The organism is Pseudomonas sp. ADAK2 (genome assembly GCF_012935755.1).
Lineage (GTDB): Bacteria > Pseudomonadota > Gammaproteobacteria > Pseudomonadales > Pseudomonadaceae > Aquipseudomonas.
In genome coordinates this window covers 5,536,301-5,562,289 of sequence record NZ_CP052862.1, presented here as the reverse complement: position 1 = coordinate 5,562,289, position 25,989 = coordinate 5,536,301, and the positions used below count along the sequence as shown (strand labels likewise).

At 57.2% G+C, this 25,989-nt stretch carries 19 protein-coding genes, 2 tRNA genes and 3 rRNA genes; 7 read left to right on the top strand and 17 right to left on the bottom strand.

What is annotated here, in order from left to right:
• Window positions 1-101 precede the first annotated feature (101 nt).
• A complete protein-coding gene (locus tag HKK52_RS25580) occupies window positions 102-1,274 on the top strand; it encodes a hypothetical protein (protein WP_169373068.1) in 1,173 nt (390 codons plus the stop codon).
• Between the two features lie 181 nt (window positions 1,275-1,455).
• The gene (locus tag HKK52_RS25575) at window positions 1,456-1,980 is read left to right on the top strand and encodes an SET domain-containing protein-lysine N-methyltransferase (RefSeq protein WP_169373067.1); all 525 of its coding nucleotides are present in this window, start codon (window positions 1,456-1,458) and stop codon (window positions 1,978-1,980) included.
• Between the two features lie 6 nt (window positions 1,981-1,986).
• Here HKK52_RS25575 and can read toward each other — a convergent pair whose 3' ends face one another.
• Entirely contained in the window at window positions 1,987-2,631 is a 645-nt protein-coding gene (gene can, locus HKK52_RS25570; RefSeq protein ID WP_123514497.1) for a carbonate dehydratase, read from the bottom strand.
• A 152-nt stretch (window positions 2,632-2,783) separates the two neighbouring features.
• Between can and HKK52_RS25565 the strand changes: the two genes are divergently transcribed.
• A complete protein-coding gene (locus HKK52_RS25565; RefSeq protein WP_169373066.1) occupies window positions 2,784-3,188 on the top strand; it encodes a serine kinase/phosphatase in 405 nt (134 codons plus the stop codon).
• Window positions 3,189-3,313: 125 nt separating this feature from the next.
• On the opposite strand, the gene rimI is transcribed toward HKK52_RS25565, so the two are convergent.
• Together rimI and HKK52_RS25555 are read right to left on the bottom strand one after the other, a co-directional pair.
• The gene (rimI, locus tag HKK52_RS25560; protein WP_123410073.1) at window positions 3,314-3,766 is read right to left on the bottom strand and encodes a ribosomal protein S18-alanine N-acetyltransferase; all 453 of its coding nucleotides are present in this window, start codon (window positions 3,764-3,766) and stop codon (window positions 3,314-3,316) included.
• Window positions 3,759-4,499 carry an energy transducer TonB gene (locus tag HKK52_RS25555; protein WP_169374292.1) on the bottom strand — a complete coding sequence of 247 codons (741 nt, stop codon included), beginning with the start codon at window positions 4,497-4,499 and terminating at the stop codon, window positions 3,759-3,761. The genes rimI and HKK52_RS25555 overlap by 8 nt, the downstream gene beginning before the upstream one ends.
• A 206-nt stretch (window positions 4,500-4,705) precedes the next feature.
• Here HKK52_RS25555 and mksB point away from each other — a divergent pair, with 206 nt between their 5' ends.
• From mksB to mksF, 3 genes are read left to right on the top strand one after another with little or no spacing between them, the layout of a single operon-like run.
• Window positions 4,706-5,983, top strand: coding sequence for an Mks condensin complex protein MksB (gene mksB, locus HKK52_RS25550; protein ID WP_169373065.1), 1,278 nt, complete (start codon window positions 4,706-4,708; stop codon window positions 5,981-5,983).
• Window positions 5,973-6,674: an Mks condensin complex protein MksE gene (gene mksE / locus HKK52_RS25545; RefSeq protein ID WP_169373064.1), complete on the top strand. Its 702-nt coding sequence runs from the start codon at window positions 5,973-5,975 to the stop codon at window positions 6,672-6,674. Before mksB ends, mksE begins: the two co-directional genes overlap by 11 nt.
• A complete protein-coding gene (gene mksF, locus HKK52_RS25540) occupies window positions 6,671-9,511 on the top strand; it encodes an Mks condensin complex protein MksF (protein WP_169373063.1) in 2,841 nt (946 codons plus the stop codon). Before mksE ends, mksF begins: the two co-directional genes overlap by 4 nt.
• 71 nt (window positions 9,512-9,582) lie before the next feature.
• Here mksF and HKK52_RS25535 read toward each other — a convergent pair whose 3' ends face one another.
• The 14 genes from HKK52_RS25535 to HKK52_RS25470 form a co-directional block, all read right to left on the bottom strand.
• Complete coding sequence (locus HKK52_RS25535; protein ID WP_169373062.1) at window positions 9,583-11,886, bottom strand: PqiB family protein; 2,304 nt, start codon at window positions 11,884-11,886, stop codon at window positions 9,583-9,585.
• Entirely contained in the window at window positions 11,879-12,502 is a 624-nt protein-coding gene (locus HKK52_RS25530) for a paraquat-inducible protein A (RefSeq protein ID WP_169373061.1), read from the bottom strand. Before HKK52_RS25530 ends, HKK52_RS25535 begins: the two co-directional genes overlap by 8 nt.
• Window positions 12,489-13,148 (bottom strand): paraquat-inducible protein A, encoded by a 660-nt coding sequence (locus HKK52_RS25525; RefSeq protein ID WP_169373060.1) that lies wholly within the window; start codon window positions 13,146-13,148, stop codon window positions 12,489-12,491. The genes HKK52_RS25530 and HKK52_RS25525 overlap by 14 nt, the downstream gene beginning before the upstream one ends.
• 149 nt (window positions 13,149-13,297) lie before the next feature.
• Window positions 13,298-13,413 (bottom strand): 5S ribosomal RNA (gene rrf / locus HKK52_RS25520).
• 158 nt (window positions 13,414-13,571) lie between these two features.
• A 23S ribosomal RNA gene (locus tag HKK52_RS25515) occupies window positions 13,572-16,461 on the bottom strand.
• A gap of 234 nt (window positions 16,462-16,695) precedes the next feature.
• Window positions 16,696-16,771, bottom strand: a tRNA-Ala gene (locus HKK52_RS25510).
• Between the two features lie 34 nt (window positions 16,772-16,805).
• Window positions 16,806-16,882, bottom strand: a tRNA-Ile gene (locus tag HKK52_RS25505).
• 164 nt (window positions 16,883-17,046) lie between these two features.
• Window positions 17,047-18,585 (bottom strand): 16S ribosomal RNA (locus HKK52_RS25500).
• Together the 16S, 23S and 5S rRNA genes with 2 tRNA genes alongside form the textbook arrangement of a ribosomal RNA operon.
• Window positions 18,586-19,129: 544 nt before the next feature.
• Window positions 19,130-19,750, bottom strand: coding sequence for a protein-methionine-sulfoxide reductase heme-binding subunit MsrQ (msrQ, locus tag HKK52_RS25495; RefSeq protein ID WP_169373059.1), 621 nt, complete (start codon window positions 19,748-19,750; stop codon window positions 19,130-19,132).
• A complete protein-coding gene (gene msrP / locus HKK52_RS25490; RefSeq protein ID WP_169373058.1) occupies window positions 19,750-20,763 on the bottom strand; it encodes a protein-methionine-sulfoxide reductase catalytic subunit MsrP in 1,014 nt (337 codons plus the stop codon). Before msrP ends, msrQ begins: the two co-directional genes overlap by 1 nt.
• A 63-nt stretch (window positions 20,764-20,826) precedes the next feature.
• A complete protein-coding gene (gene pssA, locus HKK52_RS25485; RefSeq protein WP_133837741.1) occupies window positions 20,827-21,684 on the bottom strand; it encodes a CDP-diacylglycerol--serine O-phosphatidyltransferase in 858 nt (285 codons plus the stop codon).
• Between the two features lie 144 nt (window positions 21,685-21,828).
• Window positions 21,829-22,845: a ketol-acid reductoisomerase gene (gene ilvC / locus HKK52_RS25480; protein ID WP_007948647.1), complete on the bottom strand. Its 1,017-nt coding sequence runs from the start codon at window positions 22,843-22,845 to the stop codon at window positions 21,829-21,831.
• A 48-nt stretch (window positions 22,846-22,893) separates the two neighbouring features.
• On the bottom strand, window positions 22,894-23,385 hold the full coding sequence (gene ilvN / locus HKK52_RS25475; protein ID WP_003176102.1) for an acetolactate synthase small subunit: 492 nt from the start codon (window positions 23,383-23,385) through the stop codon (window positions 22,894-22,896).
• A gap of 2 nt (window positions 23,386-23,387) precedes the next feature.
• Entirely contained in the window at window positions 23,388-25,112 is a 1,725-nt protein-coding gene (locus HKK52_RS25470) for an acetolactate synthase 3 large subunit (RefSeq protein ID WP_123596819.1), read from the bottom strand.
• 401 nt (window positions 25,113-25,513) lie between these two features.
• On the opposite strand from HKK52_RS25470, the gene HKK52_RS25465 reads away from it, so the two are divergent.
• Window positions 25,514-25,936, top strand: a complete 423-nt coding sequence (locus HKK52_RS25465) for a DUF4124 domain-containing protein (protein WP_169373057.1) — start codon at window positions 25,514-25,516, stop codon at window positions 25,934-25,936.
• Window positions 25,937-25,989: the final 53 nt, after the last annotated feature.

Here is a 25,989-nt window from a genome sequence, read left to right as displayed (position 1 = left end):
GCTGCGATCTTTTTTGCATCGACACTGGACCGCCCGACACATCTGGTTTCAGTATGTACCCGCCCCCGACTACGAGGGCCCACGCTGAAAAGGATCTGAGCATGTTCAAACTCGCAGGACTTACCCTCGCCGCCCTCACCCTGAGTGCCGCCGCCCACGCCGATGTCGATCTCAAGCTGGGCAGCACCGAGCGCGTCACCCGCCTCTTCGCCTACCCCAACAATTGCAACGTGATCTGCTTCCGCAACTGGACGCTGGAGCAGACCGTCGAGCATTACCTGACCCAGAGCGTGCAGCGCGATGGTTACAGCGCCGCGAAAGTCCGGGTGAAAACCGATAACCATCAGCTCTATGCCGAAATCACTGGCGTCCCTAAGGGTTATGACAAACCCCTGGCGGCTTTATTGGATGCCGGGGATCTGGCGTACAACGGCGCGAAAAAGCTCAACATTGATGGCAAATGGGCTTATAGCTGGTACCTGTTCCTGCCGTTGGGCATGGCCCTGGAAAACCGCAAAAGTGTCGAATTGCTGCACTTCCCGCCGGATTATTCGCTGACCCAGGCCCAGGATTATCTGGAATCAGCCACCACCGATCGCTGGGCCACGCTGCTGGTCGATAACGGCATTCCCGCCGCCCAGACCCCGGCCTACCAGACCATCATCGACATCGCGCCGATTGCCGCGCCGTCCAGCGCCGGCAAGGACCTGGAAGGTGTCTACGACTACTTCAAGGACTACCAGACGACCATGGTCAAGGAAGTCAGCCAGAACGCCAAAGGCGCCGCGTTGCCGATGGTCGCCTTCGGTGCGCCGGTACGTAACTGGATCAAGGCGCAATACGGCGTGACTGTGGGTGTGCTGGGCCTGGCCACGATCAGCCCGAGTGCCGGGGTGAAAGTGCCGGTATTGGGTTCCAACCATCCGAGCTACATCTGGTACGCCGCCGACCCGGACAGTTACACCGGCCCCGATGCCCAGGCCAAGGCTGATGCCGCCGGTCTGACCGTCATGGGCCAGGATTTGAGCGCCGCTTGCTGGCAGGCGGGGATGGGCAGCAAGCCGGGCAGCGATCCATCGGCCCAGCTGAAAAGCTGCACCCAGACCTGGCAAGTGACCCAGAAAGCAAAGACCTGCGAGTTGTTCTACACCTCGATCCGCAACCTGACGCCGGCCGACGCAGCGGCCAAGTGCGCCACCCCGCCGGTCAAATCACAGCTGCAACAGCTGCAAGCCCCGGCCCCTGCGCCGGCGGTCCCTGCTCCGCACCTCTGAAACGCTGAAAGACTTTTGCGCGTGAGCCAATGCTGACGCGCAAAAGCGTCTATTTCTCCTGTCAGTTCTGACAGTAGACCGAGTATCTGATTTGCGAGAGGCTTGAGGCATACCCAGTGTTGCAGGGCTGACAGGACGTCAGCTGTCTGGAAGTCGCAGCACCCTGTCGACAAGGATCGTTATGAAAGCCCAAGCGCTGCATGAATCCCGTAAGCCACCCACGGACGGCATCTACCCTTTCACAGAGTTGCCCGTTCGCCTTGGATTTCCTGCCAAGGCCGATTTCGACATCATCTACGATGCCCATGGCTCGCCCCGAGCCGTCGCGGCACGCCGGTCATTTCCCCGCATCAGCCGCATTTGCCGCGCTTCAGGGCATTTGCTGCCTTATCGCTGTCGGCATACACGGCAACTGGCACCCGGCATCCACGTCTACGACCCGCGCTTTTGCGGGCTGCTGCGTCACTCCTGCGACCCGAACGTATTTCTCGACATGAGCGAGCTGTGGTTATGGGCGCTGAAGGACATCAACAGCGGCGACCGCCTGACCATGGATTACGCGAGTACCGAAGACAAACTGCGGCGCCAGTTCGCTTGTCAGTGCGGCTCGGCAGAGTGTCGCGGCTGGATCACCGGCTACGATGAACCGCCGAACGCCGACGGCCAGTTGTTTTTGCAACACTGGCGTCGGCGAAGCCTGTGCTGAGCGGCGTTACAACGCCCCAACCGGACGCAAGCGATACTGCGGCGGCAGTTGCTCGAAACCGCTGATGGTGGCGTTCAGGCTTTTCCAGCGACCGTCCTTGATGCCGTAGATGCAACCGTGGATCGACAGGCTCTGCCCACGATGCCAGGCGTTTTGCACAATACTGGTGTGGCCGACGTTGGCCACTTGCTGGACCACGTTCAGCTCGCAGAGGCGGTCGACCCGTTCTTCTTCGGTGGGCAACTTGGCCAGCTCTTCGCGCTTTTCATAATAGAGATCGCGAATCGAGCGCAGCCAGCCATCAATCAGGCCCAACTGGCGGTCCTGCATCGATGCCCGCACGCCGCCACAGCCGTAGTGGCCAGTGACCAGGATGTGTTTGACCTTGAGCACATCCACCGCGTACTGAATCACCGACAGGCAATTGAGGTCGGTGTGCAGCACCACGTTGGCCACGTTACGGTGCACAAACAGGTCGCCGGGCAGCATCCCTACGATCTCGTTCGCCGGCACCCGGGCGTCGGAGCAACCGATCCACAGGTATTCCGGGGTTTGCTGGCGGGCCAGTTTGGCGAAGAAATCAGGATCTTCTTTGGTGATCGCGTCAGCCCAGCGTTCGTTGTTATCAATCAGATCTTGTAATTCGTTCATGCAATGAAGCCTCAAGAATGGTGCGCAGCTTTGACAGACGACCGCCCGTCGGGGTCACGCGCGTGATGTGGATAGCCGGTCTTCCAGGTCGGCGGAATTCTCAGGAGTCCAGTGGGTCCACCCTAGTAAGGCCCACAGTATGAGGAATTGCCATGACTGAATCACGACGTCCGTATGATGCGGTGCAACCCGAGCCCATCGACGACAATGAAGACCGCATGGGCTCGATGCATGAGCTGGATTTCGACGAGGAAGAACCGAGCGCCAAAATCGGTGACGAGCTGCCGGAAAATGAACGCGAACGCCTGATGCCCAAGGAGCGAGTGCGCGAAGCCGGCATGACCGGGGCCTCGACCGATGACCATGAGTCCACCGACGATGACATGAGCCCGGAAACCCTGATTCGCGAAGACGGCTCGCGGGATGCCCACGAAGCGGGCGAAGGCGATCAGGCCGACTGGGATTTGAGCATCGTCGATGAAGACGACATTGGCGGGGGTAATGGTCTGGATGAGGCAGAGTTGGCAAAGCGCGATCCGATTGACGGCAATCGTTGATCTTTAGCGCCTGATCTGACGCCTTCGCGGACAAGCCTTGCTCCTACAGGTATTTCGTCGGACACCCAGTCGGTGAACGCCACGAAACCTGTAGGAGCAAGGCTTGCCCGCGAAGCTTTTAAATCTCAATCGACCAGGGTACAGGCCATGACGACGGCATCTTCCCGGCCGCCTACCGCCGGGTAGTAATCCCGGCGCCGACCAATCTCGTTAAACCCATATCGCTCATACAGCTTGAAGGCCCCACGGTTACTGTCGCGCACTTCCAGGAAACATTCCCGCGCCTTGGCGTCATACGCCCGGGACATCAAATGCTCCAGCAACGTCAAACCCAGGCCTCGGCCCTGATTCTCCGGTTTGACGGTGATGTTCAGCAGGTGCGCTTCATCAAGAATGATCTGCACCACCCCGTGGCCAACCTGCTGCGAACCTTCGAACATCAGCCAGATCTGGTACTTGCCCAGGCCGTCGAGAAAAATCCCGCGGGTCCACGGATGGCTATAGGCCGCGTATTCGATCTTCAGTACAGCGTCCATGTCCGCCTCGGTCATCGGGCGGAACGATACAGCGTCACTCATTCGATTCTTTCCAGCGCGCCATCAGCCGACGCATGGCTTGCCAGACATCAGCCTTACGCTGTGGCTCTTCCATTAATAATTCCAGGCCCGGCAGGGCCCAGACCGAGCCCAGGCCTTCGACCTGGAGTTCACGGTTGAAGGATTCGGCGTTCGCTTCACCGGCAAACCGCACCGCCGGCAGGCCGATCAGCCATAGACACACGCACGGGGCGTCTTCGAGCCGGGCCGAAAGAAAGCCCTGGACGAAGTCGCGCGCCGCTTCCGGGCCCTGGTCCATGGTGCCGCGGACCAACAGCGGCCAGCGCACCGGCTCGCCGACAATCTGCGGGCTGTCCGGCAGACCGGCGGCACGCAGCATGTCCTTGAGCAACATGTAGGCGGGATCGCGGGTCTGGAAGGTTTCGCCTGTGGGTAACTCCACCAGCAGCAGGCAACGCCCGGCCCGCAGCAATTGCAGGGCAAAACGCGGCGGCGGCACGACGGGCGCCTTGGTCACCACCGGTGCGGCTTCTTCTTCGGCCTTGGCGTTGGTGCGCGTGCTGGCCAGCGATGGCCGCGGCACCTCAATTTTCACCCGCTCGGCGGGTTTGACCACCGGTTCTACGGGTGCCTCAGCCACGGTCGCCGGCACCACCGGGGCGACGACCAACGGCTCTGGTGCCTCCAGCAGTTCGGGGCGCGAGGGCGCGGCAAAGGGCAATTCGGTGCGCGGCAGCCAGTTGACCACCTGCATGGCGGTCAAATAAGCGCGGCGACGGGACTCGATAAGCAAAGGTCGGCCACTTGTGGATAACTAAAGTGCGCTGATTCTACCGCCCTTCGCTCAAGATCGCCCGCTGTTGATCGATAGAAAGCCTACTGTCCGTCCCGCGAGTGAATCGCAACGGGTCTGATGCAGTACAATCGCTGCTTTTATTCGACAACCAGCCGGCCATCCCGATGATCGAACCCAAGCGCGTCTTGCGCGCCCTCGCTGAACACTGGGCACTTCTGGAGCCACTGTGCGAGCACTTCGACCAAGGCACCCTAAGCCTCAACGAACTGCGTTCACAGCTGGCCGCCCAGCAACTGGACAGTACCCCGCAGGACATCACCAGCCTGCTGGACGTGTGGATTCGCCTCGACATTCTGGTGCCCGTGGCGAAAAGCCCGAACCGTTTCGAGCTCAATGCGCAGATCCACGACTTTCTCGCCTACCTGCGCCGTGAGCACCGCCTGGGCCTGTGCCTGGAAATCGAAGCGTATCTGCGCCATCTCGAACGGCTGGCCGGTTACATCCAGGACGCCTTCGACATCCGCGACGGCCACGACCTGGCGCGCCAATTGCGTCTGCTCGACATGCGCGTACGCGATGTCCTGAAGAAACTCGCCAACGACGAACAGGCCCTGGTGGCCGTCGCCGAGCGCGCAAAAACCAGCGACCGGCAGATCCCGCTGCGTCAGCGCTATGCCGAAGTGCTGGCGACCTGGGACGAATACGTCGAGCCGATGATTCAACTGGTGAACGCCGACGGCGCCTTTGAACAAGGCGTGCGCAAGGTCGAGAACGTTCTGTTGAAGATGCTCACCGAACAGCAGCGCCTCGGCCATCTGGTCGACGACGACATGCTGCTGCGCACCCACGCGCGCATCCTCGAAATGCAGACCAGCGCCCAGCTCACCTTGCGTCACGCCCGGGAATTGCTGCTGCCGTTGCGTGAAGAAGCGCGCCGTCACAATGCCGTGACCCGTGGCGCGGCGCTGGCTCTGTCGGCCATCCGTCGCAAAGGCATCGATGCAGTGCCGCAAGCCGCGATGCCGATGTTCACGCGACCGCAAAGCACCTTCCTCGGTAGCGCCAGTCAGGTTGAAGCCTACGTGTATGCCCTGGCCCGTTTCGAGCCAAAACCGGCGCGCTTCCCCAAGGCCCACAAGACCCAGAAAGGCGAAGCCCCGCGCGCGCCACGCACGGTTCGGGAAATGCTCGAACGCTGCGAAGACGCACTGCCGATGCCGGACCTGATGACCTGGCTGCTGGAGCAGGAACCGGACGGCGCCACCGACGAATTGCTGTATTGGTTCTCGCGCCTGTCGCGGGAAAAACGCTTCAAACGCGAGCGTCTGGAACGCCGTGATTACCACACTCATGAGCATCAGGTCAGCCTGCGCTCCTTCGCCCTGCTCTTGGCCCGCGACACCGCCGCCGAGGATTCTGCGAGCATCCCAAATGCATCTTGATCTAAACGAACTGTCCCAGCTGGCGCCGATCTTTCGCGAGCTGTTCAAGGGCTACCACGTCAGCCGCCGCGATCCGGAGCTGTACGCGCAACTGTCGAACTTCCAGGACCAGTACCGCACGCTGTTCCGGGCGTTGGGCTATGAACTGGTTTGCGACACCCGTGGTTTCTACTATTTCGTGCCGGACCTCGCCGCTGCGGCGGTGAACAAGACTGCACAACGCCTGGCGCTGTTCACTTTCATCCTCGTCGAGCACCTGGCCGACCAGGGTCGCGACCCGGTGGCCGTGCTTGATGGTGGCAGCCTTGGCCGCGATGAGTTGCCGTCGTTGCTGGAGAAGTACCGCGACCTGTTTATCCAGGCCGAGGTGCAGACCGTCGAAGAGCTCGAAGAAAAAATCATGCGCCGCATGACTCAACTCGGTTTCGCCGGTGAAGAAAACGGCATCTACCGTTTCCTGCCGCCGATGCACCGTTTCCTCGATGTCTGCCTGTCGGTCCAACAAGACCGCGATCTGGCGGCCAGCCTGCACAGCGTCTTGCCGTTGCCGGTTCCAGTACTGATCGATGACGACAGCGATGAAAAGCTGCTGCAAACCGACGATCCGCTAGACCTCAGTGACTTCGAAGAAGAAAGCGAAGAAGACGCCATGGCCCGCGCCATTGCCGAAGAACAGGAGACCGACGCATGAGTAAGGAACGCTACGGCATTCGCCGCTTCGCCCTTTTGAACACCGCCGGTTACAGCCTCGGCCTGTTCCCGTTGGAAGAACCGTTGTCGGTCTACGGCGCGAACAACCTCGGCAAATCCGCTTCGATCAACGCCTTGCAGTTCCCGATCCTGGCGCGCATGTCGGACATGAGTTTCGGCAAGTACAGCCTGGAACAATCCCGGCGCTTCTACTTCGCCTCGGACACCAGTTACATCCTGGTCGAAGTCTCCCTGCCCCACGGCCCGCACGTGATCGGCGTGGTCGGTCGTGGCCCGGGCGGTGGTTTCGGTCACCAGTTCTTTGCCTACGCCGGCAAACTCGACCTGGCCCACTACCAGAAAAACGACACCTGCCTGCGCCAGAAAGAGCTGTTCACCAACCTTGAGCGCGAAGGCCTGAAAGCGTACGAACTCAAGCCCGATGAACTGCGGCGTTTGCTGGTTGGCGGTCACACCTCGATTCCGTTGGACCTGACCCTGATCCCGCTGCGCTCCACCAGCGAACAAAGCCTCAAGACCTTCCGCGCGTTGTTCATCAACCTGCTGCACATGCGCGAAATCACCGCGGCCAAGCTCAAGCAGCTGTTCCTCGATGCCTTCGAACACAGCCTGCGTTCCGGTAGCGTCGATTACATCGCCGCGTGCGAAGAAGCGTTCCGCGATGTACGACGCATGGAGCAGGACTACAACTCGCTGGTCACCGCCGGCCCGCTGGTTGAAGCCCTTGCCTCAGGCGTAGCCCAGCGCAACATCCTGCGTGGCAAGTTGCATCGCATCTCGCCGCTGCTCGACTCCTTGCTCGGCACCTGGTCGGATTACGCCAGTGCGCGCAAGGAAGAGCTGACCATTCAGGCCGAGCACTACCGCAACGAGCAGGACGCCCTGCAAAACGATCAGCGTGGCGGCACCCAGGAGCTGATGCGCCTGGAGCGGGAAATCACCGGCATCCAGCGCTGGCTCGGCGAGTTGTCGGTGCTCAAGCATCGCTTCGCCTTGGTCACCGACGTCAAAGTCCTGGAGCAGCAACTGCTGGCGGCCAAGGATGCTCACGATGAATTGGCCGGCGCGTTGGCGCAGTCGCGGCAGTTCAGCGCTGAGGATCTGGAAGAACGTCTGCGGGATCTGGAAAAACGCCTGAAGTCGGTGAAACAGCAACTCGATCACGCTGACAACAACAGCTACGCGCGTCTGCGTGAAGAGTTCTCGCAACAGGACGTCGAGCGCCTGATGCGCCTGTTCAACAGCGCACTGTTCAGCCTGCCGCTGGGCGAGCACGGGATTACGCTGGACGAGGATGGTCAATGGGTCAAATCCCTGGAGCTGATCCTCGATGGCTTTAAAGGCGAGCGTTTCGAAGTACCGGGTCTGGCCATCGATATCTCGCACATTGAGCCGCCAGCCCTGCAAGCCCTGGCTGACCGCGCCGCGTTGCGTGATCAGAAAGAGCGCTTGGAAAAAGAACTCAAGCAACTGAAAACCCAAGCCGCCGTGGTTGCTGACCGCGCAGCGAGCAAAACCCAGACCGAAGCGCTGTACCAGCAAGTGCTGGACGCGCAGAAAGCCCTGGAAGATTTCCGTCGCGCACAAACCCTGAGCGCCGAGGAAGACGACAAGCTTGAGCAACTGGCGCAGATGGAAGCGGCGCAGGAAGAGTTGAAGCGTTCCAGCGACGCCTTCACCGAACGCGTCCAGCAACTGTCGGCCAAGTTGCAATTGGTCGGCCGGCAGATCGGCGACATGGAAGCCAAGCAACGCACTCTCGACGACGCCCTGCGCCGCCGTCAGTTGTTGCCGGCAGACCTGCCGTTCGGCACACCGTTCATGGACCCGATCGACGACTCCATGGACAACCTGCTGCCGCTGCTCAACGACTACCAGGACAGCTGGCAGGGATTGCAGCGCAGCGACGGACAGATCGAGGCGCTGTATGCGCAGGTGCGCCTCAAAGGCGTGGCCAAGTTCGACAGCGAAGACGATATGGAGCGTCGACTGCAATTGCTGATCAACGCGTACGCGCACCGTACCGACGAAGCGCTGACCCTCGGCAAGGCGCGTCGTGCCGCGGTTACGGATATCGCCCGGACCCTGCGCAACATCCGCAGCGACTACGACAGCCTCGAGCATCAATTGGCGCTGTTCAACCGCGAGATCAACAAGCGTCAGGTGTCCAACCTGCAGAGCTTCCGCATCGTCCTCGCGCCGAACAAGGAAGCGCTCAAGCACATCGACCAGATCATCCACAGCGCCGGGCAGTACGAGGAAGGCGAAACCCTTTCCGTGTTCGACCTGAGCCAAAGTGCCGATCAGGACAACAAGAACGAAGAAGCCAAGGAATACCTGGCGCGGCTGGTGGCGGCGAACCACAACCAGCTCGGGCTCAAGGACTTGTTCGAGCTGGCGTTCGAGATTACCAAGGTCAACGGTCAGCCAGTGATCCACACCGACATCGATGGCGCGGCGTCCAACGGCACCACCATGACCATCAAGGCGCTGACCAACATGTACTTGTTGCTGCACCTGATGGACCGCGACCAGGCCGGTCGCGTGCGCCTGCCGTACTACCTCGATGAGGCGGCGGACATCGATGAGAAGAACCAGGCAGCGCTGCTGGAAACCAGCCTGCAACTGGGCTTCGTGCCGATCCTGGCGAGTGTGAAGCCGCAGGTCTGCGCCAGTGTGGCGATTGACCTGGAAGGTGGCAGCGGCCCGAACGGGATCTATATCGATGAGGCGGACTGGAAGTACATTCGTCGTCACGATGAAGTGAAGGCGACTGTCAACGTTGAAGCGGACGAGCCGGAGTTGGATGCGGTTTGATTTGAACCGTTAGATACGAAAAAGGCCGCGATCCAATGGATCGCGGCCTTTTTCATATCTGTTGCCCGGGGTTATTTGCCGAGAGAAATCTTCGGCGCCCAGGTCAGCCATTCATCTTCAAACTTGTCGAACAGCGGGAACGTCTGCTCTGGTCGGGCCGGGGTGCCCATGCGTTCGCCGTCCGGTGTGGCGAAAGCGATGCCGCCCTGGATCAGGGTCTCCAGCGATTCGGTCCGCACTGTCGCGCCTTTGAACAGGCCGAAGTCCAGACCAAAACCGCTGGTGTTCCAGAACCGCGTGCCACTGCGCACCAATGGCGCGTACTTCGGCTCGATCAGGATGTGCACCAACACACGATCCGCTGTCGAGCCCAACTCATAACCCGTCACCTTGCCCACAGTAATTTCGCGATAAGTCACCGGCACGCCGGTTTTCAGCGAACCACGGCGGGCTGCGCTCAATACCAGACTCAACCCGGCTTCAACTTTGGCGGATTCCGGCGGATTGGCCAACGCTACAAAGTTCTTCTGCGGACCGAGGTTTTTCGCCGCCGGTTGCACTTCGATGTATTGGCCGGTGACCAGGGTTTCGAGGTTCGAGGTCTTGATCAACCCCAGCTCAGGCTTGACCACCCAGAACTGACTGCCCACCCGCGCAATACGTTCCGGCACTTCGGTAATCCGTGCGGTCAGCATCACCGACTGCAAGTCATCGGTCAGGTCGACATCTTCGATCTTACCGACGTCCAGACCTTTGAAGCGGATTGGCGTGCCAGTACGCAAACCATCGGCGCGATCGACTTTGATGGTGACCACCGCGCCTTTCTGGTTCGCATCGTCATGACTCGGGAACAGACGGAAACGCGGGATCTTCTTTTGCAGCGGCGCCTTGGCTTCCGGGGTTTCGAAAGCGATACCGCCGGCCATCAGGCTTTGCAGCGATTCACTTTTAACCTGGATGCCTCCGGTCAGCCCGCCGCTGAGGGTGATGCCGCTGGCATTCCAGAACCGCGACGAGGCATTGACCAACCCTTCGTATTCTTTCTCGATATGAACGCCGATCACCAATTGTTTCTTGGTCTTGGAGAACTGATAACTCTGGACCGAACCGACCTTGACCTGCTTATAGAGCACCGGGCTGCCGACTTCCAGGGAACCGAGGTTCTCGGTGAACAGCACCATGTGCAGGCCCGGTGAACGCAAGTCCAGCGGCGGCGCCTTGGCCCGCGCCACGAACTCGCGTTGCGGCGCACTGCCCTTGTCGCCCGGGCGAATAGCGATGTAGTTACCTTTGACCAAGGCTTCCAGACCGGTGATGCCTGCCAGGGAAATCGACGGCTTGACCACCCAGAACTGCGTGCCGGTGACCAGGTAATCCTCGGCCAATGGATCAAGGGTCAACTCTGCGGTAGCGGCGGACAGGTCCGGGTCAATCTTCAGCGCCTTCAGGTTGCCGACCTGGATGCCTTTGTACATCACTGGCGTACGACCAGCCTGCAGGCCTTCGAAATCGCTGAGTTTGACCTTGACCCGAATACCGGCGGCGGCTGCATCGAAGTCTTCATAGAGACGGAATGGAAGACTCGGATCGGTAGGCGGGCTGTCCTTGCGGTTTTCCGGCGTGGCAAACGCAATACCGCCGGCGACGATGCTGGCCAAGGATTCGCTGCGGATTTTTACACCCGACAGATTGGCGTCGATGCTGATGCCGCTGGAGTTCCAGAAGCGCGTGTGTTTGCGCACCAGGCTGGCGTAGGTCGGCTCGATGAACACTTTGAGCTCGACCGTGCTTTGGTCTTCAGACAGCAGGTAGCTTTTGACCTGGCCGACCTTGATCTGCTTGTAGAACACCGGGCTGCCGCGGTTCAACGAACCCAGGCGATCAGCCTTGATGGTCAGGTGCAGACCGGGCTTGGAGTCCGACAGCGGCGGCTCTTCGGCCAGTGCCTTGAACTTGCGGGTCGGCTCGCCTTCACCAGGGCTGATGGCCACGTAGTTACCCGACACCAGGGTTTCCAGGCCGGTGATACCGGCCAGGCTCACGCTCGGCTTGACCAGCCAGAAACGGGTACTGGTCTTGAGGTACTGCTCTACGTCCTTGTTCATCTCGACTGTGGCGATCACCCCTTTGGAGCTGCCTTCATCATCGAGCTTCAGGGTCTTCACCTTACCGACCGACATGCCTTTGTAGACCACTTCGGTCTTGTTGGCCTGAATGCCTTCGCCACTCTCGAAGCGCACCTGAATCTCGATACCGGTTTCGTTGTAGGCACGCCAGCCGAGCCAGCCGCCGATGATCAGGGCGATCAGTGGCAGGACCCAGATAGCTGACCAGTTCGAGGCCGGTCGGGTTTTCGCTGTAGGCAAATCAGTCATGGTCGTCGTCCGACTCCGTGTTATCCCAAATCAGTCGGGGATCGAAAGTAACTGCGGCAAGCATCGTCAGAATCACCACACTGGCGAAGGCGATGGCGCCAAGATTGGCTTCGACGCTGGCAAGCCGTCCGAAATTGACGACCGCCACCAGAATGGCGATCACAAAGATATCCAGCATCGACCAACGGCCGATGAACTCGATGAAGCGGTACATCACGATTCGTTGGCGTGCCGACAGTGGCTGGCGCCGCTGCACCGAAAACAGCAGCAATGCGATACCGACGAGTTTGAACGTTGGTACCAGAATGCTGGCGATAAAAACCACGGCTGCGATCGGAATCATGCCGTGCTGAACCAGTTGGATCACACCGGACATGATGGTGCTGGGATCGCCCTTGCCCAAGGAGCTGACGGTCATGATCGGCAGCACATTGGCCGGAATGTAGAGAATCGCGGCGGTGACCAGCAACGCCCAGGTGCGCATCAAACTGTTCGGCCGTCGGGCATGGACCAGCGCACCGCAACGGGTGCAGACCTGCTCGTCGGTGTCGGCGTCTTGCTTGTTCAACTCATGACATTCGATACAAATCAGAATGCCTGCATCAATCGCCCGCATGGGCATCTTCTCCTGACAAAGCCTGCCAGATCTGGTGAGGCGACATCACAACCTCCAACCACACCTGGACCAACAACAAACTGATGAAGCACGCCAAGCCAAGACCGACGGTGATGGCTGCCATATCTGCCAGCTTGACGATCGCGACCAATACGCCCATGAGGTAAACCTCAAGCATTCCCCAGTCCCGCAGATGGTGGTAAATGCGGTAGAGCAACAATCCGTAGCTACGCCCGATATCGAAGCGAATGCTCAGGAGCACCAGCAACTGACAGAGCAACTTGAGCAGCGGGATTCCCATGCTGCACAGGAACACCACGACCGAGACACCTTGCATGCCGGTGTTGAACAGGCCGACAACGCCGGTCCAGACAGTGTCTTGCGACGATTGCCCGAGTAGATTGAGTTGCATGATGGGCAAAAAGTTCGCCGGCACATACAGTAACAATGCGGCGATGACCAAGGCGAGGCTGCGCTGAACGACATTGTGCCGATGAGCGTAGAGCTCGTAACCGCAGCGCGGACAGAGGGCTTTCTCGCCATGGGCGAGTTCGGGCTTGCGCATCAGCAGGTCGCACTCATGACACGCCACCAAGTCGTCCAGCGGTAAATCTGACAGCCCTGGGGCGTCAACCGAATCTGGCATAAAAGGCTCTTGCTCCGAAAAAGATGGACCTATTCTAGTGTTCTGCATCGAAAATAACTGTGCAAATTTGTGCGGCTGTCTTAGCTCACTTTCTCGCGGTCAAAACAAAACCCCTACCTGCATACGCAGATAGGGGTTTCGGAATTTAATCTTGACGATGACCTACTCTCACATGGGGAAACCCCACACTACCATCGGCGATGCATCGTTTCACTGCTGAGTTCGGGATGGGATCAGGTGGTTCCAATGCTCTATGGTCGTCAAGAAATTCGGTAGCCAGCTCGTTTGCCTTTTCAGGTTCACGCTCCAGCGAATGGGTATGCGATAGATTTGTGTGTTTTTTTGCTGCGAACTTTCGGTTCGTTTCGTCTTCACACACCGCAATCTGGTCTCTCTCGAGTTCACAAATTGCTTGGGTGTTATATGGTCAAGCCTCACGGGCAATTAGTATTGGTTAGCTCAACGCCTCACAGCGCTTACACACCCAACCTATCAACGTCGTAGTCTTCGACGGCCCTTCAGGGGACTCAAGGTCCCAGTGAGATCTCATCTTGAGGCTAGTTTCCCGCTTAGATGCTTTCAGCGGTTATCTATTCCGAACATAGCTACCCGGCAATGCCACTGGCGTGACAACCGGAACACCAGAGGTTCGTCCACTCCGGTCCTCTCGTACTAGGAGCAGCCCCTCTCAAATCTCAAACGTCCACGGCAGATAGGGACCGAACTGTCTCACGACGTTCTAAACCCAGCTCGCGTACCACTTTAAATGGCGAACAGCCATACCCTTGGGACCGGCTTCAGCCCCAGGATGTGATGAGCCGACATCGAGGTGCCAAACACCGCCGTCGATATGAACTCTTGGGCGGTATCAGCCTGTTATCCCCGGAGTACCTTTTATCCGTTGAGCGATGGCCCTTCCATACAGAACCACCGGATCACTAAGACCTACTTTCGTACCTGCTCGACGTGTCTGTCTCGCAGTCAAGCGCGCTTTTGCCTTTATACTCTACGACCGATTTCCGACCGGTCTGAGCGCACCTTCGTACTCCTCCGTTACTCTTTAGGAGGAGACCGCCCCAGTCAAACTACCCACCATACACTGTCCTCGATCCGGATAACGGACCTGAGTTAGAACCTCAAAGTTGCCAGGGTGGTATTTCAAGGTTGGCTCCACGCGAACTGGCGTCCACGCTTCAAAGCCTCCCACCTATCCTACACAAGCAAATTCAAAGTCCAGTGCAAAGCTATAGTAAAGGTTCACGGGGTCTTTCCGTCTAGCCGCGGATACACTGCATCTTCACAGCGATTTCAATTTCACTGAGTCTCGGGTGGAGACAGCGCCGCCATCGTTACGCCATTCGTGCAGGTCGGAACTTACCCGACAAGGAATTTCGCTACCTTAGGACCGTTATAGTTACGGCCGCCGTTTACCGGGGCTTCGATCAAGAGCTTCGCGTTAGCTAACCCCATCAATTAACCTTCCGGCACCGGGCAGGCGTCACACCCTATACGTCCACTTTCGTGTTTGCAGAGTGCTGTGTTTTTAATAAACAGTCGCAGCGGCCTGGTATCTTCGACCGGCATGGGCTTACGCAGTAAATGCTTCACCCTCACCGGCGCACCTTCTCCCGAAGTTACGGTGCCATTTTGCCTAGTTCCTTCACCCGAGTTCTCTCAAGCGCCTTGGTATTCTCTACCCAACCACCTGTGTCGGTTTGGGGTACGGTTCCTGGTTACCTGAAGCTTAGAAGCTTTTCTTGGAAGCATGGCATCAACCACTTCGTGTTCTAAAAGAACACTCGTCATCAGCTCTCGGCCTTAGAATCCCGGATTTACCTAAGATTCCAGCCTACCACCTTAAACTTGGACAACCAACGCCAAGCTGGCCTAGCCTTCTCCGTCCCTCCATCGCAATAACCAGAAGTACAGGAATATTAACCTGTTTTCCATCGACTACGCTTTTCAGCCTCGCCTTAGGGACCGACTAACCCTGCGTCGATTAACGTTGCGCAGGAAACCTTGGTCTTTCGGCGTGGGTGTTTTTCACACCCATTGTCGTTACTCATGTCAGCATTCGCACTTCTGATACCTCCAGCAAGCTTCTCAACTCACCTTCACAGGCTTACAGAACGCTCCTCTACCGCATCACCTAAGTGATACCCGTAGCTTCGGTGTATGGTTTGAGCCCCGTTACATCTTCCGCGCAGGCCGACTCGACTAGTGAGCTATTACGCTTTCTTTAAAGGGTGGCTGCTTCTAAGCCAACCTCCTAGCTGTCTAAGCCTTCCCACATCGTTTCCCACTTAACCATAACTTTGGGACCTTAGCTGACGGTCTGGGTTGTTTCCCTTTTCACGACGGACGTTAGCACCCGCCGTGTGTCTCCCATGCTCGGCACTTGTAGGTATTCGGAGTTTGCATCGGTTTGGTAAGTCGGGATGACCCCCTAGCCGAAACAGTGCTCTACCCCTACAGTGATACATGAGGCGCTACCTAAATAGCTTTCGAGGAGAACCAGCTATCTCCGAGCTTGATTAGCCTTTCACTCCGATCCACAGGTCATCCGCTAACTTTTCAACGGTAGTCGGTTCGGTCCTCCAGTTAGTGTTACCCAACCTTCAACCTGCCCATGGATAGATCGCCCGGTTTCGGGTCTATTCCCAGCGACTAGACGCCCTATTAAGACTCGCTTTCGCTACGCCTCCCTATTCGGTTAAGCTCGCCACTGAAAATAAGTCGCTGACCCATTATACAAAAGGTACGCAGTCACCCAACAAAGTGGGCTCCCACTGCTTGTACGCATACGGTTTCAGGATCTATTTCACTCCCCTCTCCGGGGTTCTTTTCGCCTTTCCCTCACGGTACTAGTTCACTATCGGTCAGTCAGTAGTATTTAGCCTTGGAGGATGGTCCCCCCATATTCAGACAAAGTTTCTCGTGCTCCGTCCTACTCGATTTCATGACTAAGAGATTTTCGCGTACAGGGCTATCACCCACTATGGCCGCACTTTCCAGAGCGTTCCGCTAATCTCAAAGCCACTTAAGGGCTAGTCCCCGTTCGCTCGCCACTACTAAGGGAATCTCGGTTGATTTCTTTTCCTCAGGGTACTTAGATGTTTCAGTTCCCCTGGTTCGCTTCTTAAGCCTATGTATTCAGCTTAAGATACCTAACTTATGTTAGGTGGGTTCCCCCATTCAGACATCTCCGGATCAAAGTCTGTTTGCCGACTCCCCGAAGCTTTTCGCAGGCTACCACGTCTTTCATCGCCTCTGACTGCCAAGGCATCCACCGTATGCGCTTCTTCACTTGACCATATAACCCCAAGCAATCTGGTTATACTGTGAAGACGACATTCGCCGAAAATTCGCAATTACTCACAAATTTTACCTTAGCCTGATCCGTTACCAGTGAAAGTAACGTTCAGTCTATCTTTCTATCACATACCCAAATTTTTAAAGAACGATCTAATCAAAGACTAGAAATCAACATTCATCACCGTCTTGGTGGAATGCTCATTTCTAAGCTTTCAACAAACAGAAGCAGTAGTGGTGGAGCCAAACGGGATCGAACCGTTGACCTCCTGCGTGCAAGGCAGGCGCTCTCCCAGCTGAGCTATGGCCCCGTATTTCTACAGGCGTTTCCCACACAAGCAAAATTGGTGGGTCTGGGCAGATTCGAACTGCCGACCTCACCCTTATCAGGGGTGCGCTCTAACCAACTGAGCTACAGACCCAATTTCGAGCTATTCAGGCCGACCTCACCCTGCTCTTTACCACAAAGCACGGGGTGCGCTCTAACCAACCAAGCTACAACCTGATACAGGCTGCTTCTTTATCGTCTTCTTCAATGAATCAAGCAATTCGTGTGGGAACTTATGGAGCAGCTGATGTCGTCGATTAAGGAGGTGATCCAGCCGCAGGTTCCCCTACGGCTACCTTGTTACGACTTCACCCCAGTCATGAATCACACCGTGGTAACCGTCCTCCCGAAGGTTAGACTAGCTACTTCTGGTGCAACCCACTCCCATGGTGTGACGGGCGGTGTGTACAAGGCCCGGGAACGTATTCACCGCGACATTCTGATTCGCGATTACTAGCGATTCCGACTTCACGCAGTCGAGTTGCAGACTGCGATCCGGACTACGATCGGTTTTCTGGGATTAGCTCCACCTCGCGGCTTGGCAACCCTCTGTACCGACCATTGTAGCACGTGTGTAGCCCAGGCCGTAAGGGCCATGATGACTTGACGTCATCCCCACCTTCCTCCGGTTTGTCACCGGCAGTCTCCTTAGAGTGCCCACCATAACGTGCTGGTAACTAAGGACAAGGGTTGCGCTCGTTACGGGACTTAACCCAACATCTCACGACACGAGCTGACGACAGCCATGCAGCACCTGTCTCAATGTTCCCGAAGGCACCAATCCATCTCTGGAAAGTTCATTGGATGTCAAGGCCTGGTAAGGTTCTTCGCGTTGCTTCGAATTAAACCACATGCTCCACCGCTTGTGCGGGCCCCCGTCAATTCATTTGAGTTTTAACCTTGCGGCCGTACTCCCCAGGCGGTCAACTTAATGCGTTAGCTGCGCCACTAAGAGCTCAAGGCTCCCAACGGCTAGTTGACATCGTTTACGGCGTGGACTACCAGGGTATCTAATCCTGTTTGCTCCCCACGCTTTCGCACCTCAGTGTCAGTATCAGTCCAGGTGGTCGCCTTCGCCACTGGTGTTCCTTCCTATATCTACGCATTTCACCGCTACACAGGAAATTCCACCACCCTCTACCATACTCTAGCTCGACAGTTTTGAATGCAGTTCCCAGGTTGAGCCCGGGGATTTCACATCCAACTTAACGAACCACCTACGCGCGCTTTACGCCCAGTAATTCCGATTAACGCTTGCACCCTCTGTATTACCGCGGCTGCTGGCACAGAGTTAGCCGGTGCTTATTCTGTCGGTAACGTCAAAACACTTACGTATTAGGTAAATGCCCTTCCTCCCAACTTAAAGTGCTTTACAATCCGAAGACCTTCTTCACACACGCGGCATGGCTGGATCAGGCTTTCGCCCATTGTCCAATATTCCCCACTGCTGCCTCCCGTAGGAGTCTGGACCGTGTCTCAGTTCCAGTGTGACTGATCATCCTCTCAGACCAGTTACGGATCGTCGCCTTGGTGAGCCATTACCTCACCAACTAGCTAATCCGACCTAGGCTCATCTGATAGCGCAAGGCCCGAAGGTCCCCTGCTTTCTCCCGTAGGACGTATGCGGTATTAGCGTCCGTTTCCGAGCGTTATCCCCCACTACCAGGCAGATTCCTAGGCATTACTCACCCGTCCGCCGCTCGCCACCAGGTACAAGTACCCGTGCTGCCGCTCGACTTGCATGTGTTAGGCCTGCCGCCAGCGTTCAATCTGAGCCATGATCAAACTCTTCAGTTCAAACATCTTTGGGTTTTTAAGAAACCCTAAACTTGGCTCAGCAATCGTTGGTTACATCTTTGATTTCTCGCGGAGTAACTTGTGATGCTGATAATCTTGTTGACTATCAGTCTGACTCCACAAGCACCCACACGAATTGCTTGATTCAGTTGTTAAAGAGCGGTGGGTTAAGATCTTTCGTCTCAACCGAGGCGCGCATTCTACAGCAGCGCCAGTTACTGTCAAGCGGTTATTTTCAGAAGTTTTCAAAGTTTCCTTTGCAACTTCAACCACTTGCGCTTCCGATCTCTCGTTAGCGGGAGGCGAATTCTACAGCGTTACTCGCTGCTGTCAACACCTCTTTTGTTCCGCTTTCGACCGAGAAGATCGAACCGTCAATCGAGCCAAACAACGCCGCTCGACCAACTCCTTCCGGGCTTCGATAACCTGAAGCAACTCGCTGTCGAAAACTGCGTAACTCTTTGTTTACCAAGGAGTTTTCCGTTTCGACTGCGCCGGAAGTGGGGCGAATTATAGACTTCCAGAATCTGCCGTCAACCTTTAATTACGCCTTTCTTGCAGAAGGTGCCTTTTTAGCGGTTAAACGTGGAATTCGACGCGCTACAGGCGGCAGGCGCAGTGCTATCAGCAACGCACCTATAGAAGCATAGATAGCCCACTCTTTTAGATCGGCGCGAACAATCCACAACATATGCAGCAACCCAAGCCCGAGAATCACATAGACCAGTCGATGCAGTTTCTTCCAACGCGAACCCAAACGCCGCTGACTATAACGATTGGACGTCACGGCCAGCGCCAATAAACAGAGAAACCCCAACGTCCCGACAATAATGTAAGGCCGCTTGCGCAATTCAACGCCCAGTTGCGACCAGTCAAACCCGAGAATGAACGCCGTATACCCACTCAAATGCAGCACTACATAGGCAAAGCACCACAAACCCAGCTGTCGGCGGACAGCAATCCACCCCGCCCAACCGCTCAGCTTCTGCAAAGGCGTCATGCTTAACGTAATTAGCAGCAGGACAAGCGTGCCCAGACCCAAGCGATCTACCAGGACTTTGCCCGGATCAGGCCCGAGCACATCCGCCCAGGCTTGATACAACCAAAGAAGTGGCCAGATCGCGATAGCGATAAAGACAAAAACCCGCCAAACCGCAAAACGCATCAGTAGTTCTTCCGCAAATCGAGCCCGGTATATAAAGAAGCGACTTCATCCGAGTAACCATTGAACATCTGCGTGTCCCGCACATTGGGCTTGAACAGGCCGCTCGGTAAACGCCGTTCCCGTGCCTGAGTCCAGCGCGGATGATCGACCGTGGGATTCACGTTCGCATAGAAACCATACTCATCGGACGCAATGCTCTGCCAAGTCGTCTTCGGCTGCTCACTCACCAGGCTGATCCGCACAATGGATTTGACGCTCTTGAAGCCATACTTCCACGGCACCACCAACCGCAGCGGCGCGCCATTCTGATTCGGCAACTCCCGCCCATACATGCCCACCGCAAGAATCGCCAACGGGTTCATCGCCTCGTCCAGACGCAGCCCTTCGACATAAGGCCATTCAATCAAGGCGAAACCGGAGCGCTGTCCGGGCATGCTCTTGGGATCCTGCAGGGTTTCGAAGCGAATGTATTTGGCGTTGGCGGTGGGCTCGACTTGGTTGAGCAACGCAGAGAGGGGAAAGCCAATCCAGGGAATCACCATCGACCACGCCTCTACGCAGCGAAGACGATAGATCCGCTCCTCTAACTGATAAGGCTTCATGAAGTCTTCCAGGGCATAGCGCCCCGGCTTACCCACCTCCCCGTCCACCACCACGCTCCACGGCTCGGTCTTCAGCGCACCAGCATTTGCCGCCGGATCACCTTTATCAGTGCCGAACTCATAGAAGTTGTTGTAATGGGTCGCATCCTTGAACGGCGTGATCGCCTCATCCTTGACGTTGACCGCCCCCCATTTAGTAGAAGGCAGCTTTTCGGCAAACCAGGAAGGCGCCTTGCCAGGCTCGACATCGGCATAACGCGCCGCCTCGTCGGCATTGGCCCAACGAGGCAGACTGCTCACTGCCAAACCGGCCACGGCAGCACCCAGCACATTGCGACGAGATAGATAGAAGGATTCAGGCGTAACGTCCGACTCATGACAGTCAGACGCTTTGGGGACTTTGATCAGCATGGCTACTCCGCAGCATTGGAGAACAGATGCACCAATAGACTGCGGAGTATGAGGGAAATTACATCATTCGGCGTTTTTGTGCCGACGAAGACGCAACAGGTATTGAACCGGACCAGAGGCCGCATACCCGAGGAACACCAACAGCAGAATGCGCGGTGGATCACTGAACACAACGGCAAACACCAGCACCACTGCCAGGATCGCCACGAAAGGCACGCGCCCTTTCAAGTCCAGCTCCTTGAAGCTGTTGTACTTGATGTTGCTGACCATCAGCATGCCAGCCGCCGCCACCATCAATGCCACCAGGAACGACATCTTGGAACCCTGGATGCCGTAATCACTGAATGCCCAGACAATCCCCGCCACCACACCGGCAGCAGCCGGGCTGGCCAAACCAATGAAGTAACGCTTGTCTGCCGTGCCGACCTGGGTATTGAACCGCGCCAGCCGCAACGCCGCACCCGCCACATAGATGAAGGCAACCATCCAGCCGACCTTGCCCATGTCGCCCAAGGCCCAGCCGAATGCCAGCAACGCCGGCGCCACGCCAAAGGCGACCATGTCCGACAGCGAGTCGTACTCGGCACCGAAGGCACTCTGGGTATTGGTCATGCGCGCAACGCGGCCATCAAGGCCGTCAAGCACCATGGCGACGAAAATCGCGATGGCGGCAAACGCAAAATACTTGCTCGCTCCAACCGAGTCACCAGCGCTCAAGGCGGCCTGGGCACTCATCGAGTTGATGATGGAGTAGAACCCTGCGAACAGGTTCGCAGTGGTGAACAGATTCGGCAGAAGATAGATACCACGATGCCGGACTTTACGACCTTCAGCGTCATGCCCTTCTTCGATGTGTTCATCGATGGGCAGCAGACTTTCGGCGTCAGGAGCCTGGTTTGGCTCTTCGGGACGTTCGCTCATGGACATTACCTTGCAACAGGGTGGAAAGTTTCGACAGGTGTCTGGGACGACGGTTCGGCCACAAACGATGCAGCTTTATACCAGAACCGGCGATCCAAACGAAAAAACGCGGCCTAGGCCGCGTTTTCCGTACAAGACAGCGACTTAGTTTTTGGCTTTGTCGACGATCTTGTTGGCACCGATCCACGGCATCATGGAGCGCAGTTGCTCGCCGATGATTTCGATACCGTGAGCGGCGTTGTTACGACGCTTGGCGGTCATCGAAGGATAGCCGGTCGCGCCTTCGCTGATGAACATCTTGGCGTATTCGCCGTCCTGAATACGTTTCAGGGCGTTGCGCATGGCCTGACGGGATTCGGCGTTGATCACTTCCGGGCCGGTCACGTACTCGCCGTACTCGGCGTTGTTGGAGATCGAGTAGTTCATGTTGGCGATACCGCCTTCGTACATGAGGTCAACGATCAGCTTCAGTTCGTGCAGGCATTCGAAGTAGGCCATTTCCGGCGCATAGCCAGCTTCAACCAGGGTTTCGAAACCGGCTTTGACCAGCTCAACGGTACCGCCACACAGAACGGCTTGCTCGCCGAACAGGTCGGTTTCGGTCTCGTCCTTGAAGGTGGTTTCGATGATGCCGGTACGGCCGCCACCAACGCCAGCAGCGTAGGACAGTGCAACGTTCTTGGCGTTGCCGGAAGCATCCTGGTAGATAGCGATCAGGTCAGGGATACCGCCGCCTTTGACGAACTCGGAACGCACGGTGTGGCCCGGTGCTTTCGGCGCGATCATGATCACGTCGAGGTCAGCGCGCGGAACAACCTGGTTGTAGTGGATCGCGAAGCCGTGGGAGAAGGCCAGGGTGGCGCCTTTCTTGATGTTCGGCTCGATTTCGTTCTTGTACAAAGCAGACTGGAACTCGTCCGGGGTCAGGATCATGACCAGGTCGGCAGCAGCAACAGCGGAAGCAACGTCAGTCACTTTCAGGCCGTGAGCTTCGGCCTTGGCAACAGTGGCCGAACCTTTACGCAGGCCAACAGTAACGTCAACGCCGGAGTCTTTCAGGTTGCACGCTTGAGCGTGGCCCTGGGAACCGTAACCGATGATGGCAACTTTCTTGCCCTGGATGATCGACAGGTCGCAGTCTTTTTCGTAATAAACTTTCATGAAATTCCCCTATATATCCAGGCCGTTCAGGCCATTCGCTAATTTGGTTTAGATGCTGAGTACTTTGTCGCCGCGGGCGATACCGGTTACGCCGCTACGGACGGTTTCCAGAATCGATGCGGTGCCGATGGACTGAATGAAGCTGTCGAGCTTGTCGCTGGTACCGGTCAATTGAACGGTATACACGCTGGCGCTGACATCAACGATCTGCCCACGGTAAATATCGGTAGTGCGCTTGATCTCGGCGCGCTGGGCGCCGGTAGCCTTGACCTTGACCAGCATCAGTTCGCGCTCGATGTGAGCACTCTCCGACAGGTCGACCAATTTGACCACTTCGATCAGCTTGTTCAGGTTCTTGGTGATCTGCTCAATCACTTCGTCATGACCAACCGTGGTCAACGTCAGACGCGACAAGGTCGGGTCTTCGGTCGGTGCCACGGTCAGGCTTTCGATGTTGTAGTTGCGCTGCGAGAACAGGCCGACTACACGAGACAGAGCGCCTGGTTCGTTTTCCAGAAGCAAGGAAATAATATGTCGCATGATTAAGTACGCTCCGTCTTGCTCAGCCACATATCGCGCATGGAGCCGTCTTTGATCTGCATCGGGTAGACGTGCTCGCTGGTGTCGACCGAAACATCGATGATCACCAGGCGATCCTTCATGGCGAACGCCTCTTCCATCTTCGTCTTCAAATCTTTCGATTCGGTGATGCGCACGCCGACGTGACCATAGGCCTCCGCCAACTTGACGAAATCAGGCAACGATTCCATGTAGGAATGCGAGTGACGGCTGCCGTAGCTCATGTCTTGCCACTGGCGAACCATACCCAGAACACCGTTGTTCAGGATGACGATTTTCACCGGCAAGCCATATTGCAGACAGGTGGACAGTTCCTGGATGTTCATCTGGATGCTGCCCTCGCCCGTCACGCAAACGACGTCGGCATCCGGGAAGCTCAACTTGATACCCATGGCCGCCGGGAAACCGAAGCCCATGGTGCCCAGGCCACCGGAGTTGATCCAGCGGTTGGGCTTGTTGAACCGATAGTACTGCGCGGCGAACATCTGGTGCTGGCCCACGTCCGAAGCAACATAGGCATCGCCCTTGGTCACTTCGCACAGGGTTTCGATCACGGTCTGCGGCTTGATGACGCTGCCGTCGCCCTTGTCGTAAGGGAACAGGCCGCGATCACCGCGCCACTCATCCACCTGCTTCCACCAACTGGCCACGGACTCCTTGTTCGGGGTCTCGCCGATTTCCTTGAGGATCGCGACCATTTCGGTCAGGACACTTTCCACCGGACCAACGATAGGCACGTCGGCCTTGATGGTCTTGGAGATCGAAGCCGGGTCGATGTCGATGTGAATGATCTTGGCGTTCGGGCAGAACTTCGCCGGGCCGTTGATCACGCGGTCATCGAAACGCGCACCGACGGCGAGGATCACATCCGCATGGTGCATCGCCAGGTTGGCGGTGTAGCTGCCGTGCATGCCGAGCATGCCGATGAACTGACGGTCGGTGCCAGGGTAGGCACCCAGCCCCATCAGGGTATTGGTCACTGGCAGGTTGAGCATCTTCGCCAATTCGGTCAGCGGCGCGGAGCCACCACCGAGAATCACGCCGCCGCCGGCGTACATCACCGGACGCTTGGCCGCCAGGAGCATTTCTGCAGCCTTGCGGATTTGCCCGGAGTGACCGCGAACGGCCGGGCTGTAGGAACGCAGCTTGGCTTTTTTCGGGAAGATGTATTCGAACTTCTCGGCCGGGTTGGTCATGTCTTTCGGGATATCGACCACGACCGGGCCCGGACGACCGGATTGCGCCAGGTAGAACGCCTTCTTCATGACTTCCGGGATTTCCGAAGCGTGCTTGATCATGAAGCTGTGCTTCACGATCGGCCGGGAGATACCGATCATGTCGGTTTCCTGGAACGCGTCGGTGCCTACCATGGTGCTAGGCACCTGGCCGGAAATGACCACCATTGGAATGGAGTCCATATAAGCAGTGGCGATCCCGGTGATGGCGTTTGTTGCGCCAGGACCGGAAGTCACCAGTACCACGCCGGCTTTACCGGTGGCACGGGCATAGCCGTCAGCCATATGGGTAGCCGCTTGTTCGTGACGAACCAGGATGTGAGTCACTTCCGGTTCTTTGAACAGGGCATCGTAGACATGAAGAAGAGCACCACCGGGGTACCCGTAGATATATTTGACGCCTTCGTCACGCAAAAAGCGGACGAGCATCTCACCGCCAGATAAAAGCTCCACGTTGTTCACCTCTAAAACGCCAGAATACCGTCCACTCACAAGAGGACGGGTCTTAATAGGTTTACTTCTCGGCAGAGCATGAGCGACGGTGGTCGCCGACTACGTCAGCACTGACTGAGCAAGTATTGGGATCGTCCCAAGTGTTGCGGGCCTTTCCCACCCAGCGCGAGGTAACGCGTTGCGGGTGTAACAGGTCGGCGCGGGTATGCGCCTCATGATCTACCGAGTGGGTCTGCTTCTGGCAGTCCCTCTACAGCGGACTTTGGATTCTTCTGTTTCGTCCTCTGCAAGTCAAGCCGTCTATGTGCTTTATTGTGAGTAAGCACATGAGAACGCAAGAAAAAACCCGTAAACGGCATGTGTGTTAGCTTCAATTGCGCAACTTATGACAAGGAAACGGCATGCGTACCTTCTTCCTCACCGCCAGTCTGCTGATCACCCTGAGCCCCATGTGCATGGCCGGTCAGATTTACAAATGGGTCGATGCCCAAGGCGTGACTCACTTTGATGCCCAGCCACCCCAGGGTCAGCAAGCCACCACCGTGGTCACGCCCTCCCCGCCCGCCGGCAAACCACCCGCGCCTGAACGCAGCAATGTGCTGGGCGACCAACAGGCCATCGATAAGACGGTGAAAAAGCAGGTTGCCGAGCAGCAGGCCCAGCTCAAGGCGTTCTGTGAACAGGCGCGGACCAACCTTGCTCAACTGCAGAACAATCCACGACTACGGGAAGAGGTTGATGGCGAGATGCGCCGCCTGACTGACCAGACACGTCAGGAGCGCATGACCGAAGCACAGAAACAGATCGCGGATAATTGCCAATAAACTCCCTTGTAGGAGCGAAGCTTGCTCGCGAAGGCGGCATAACGTTCAACAAA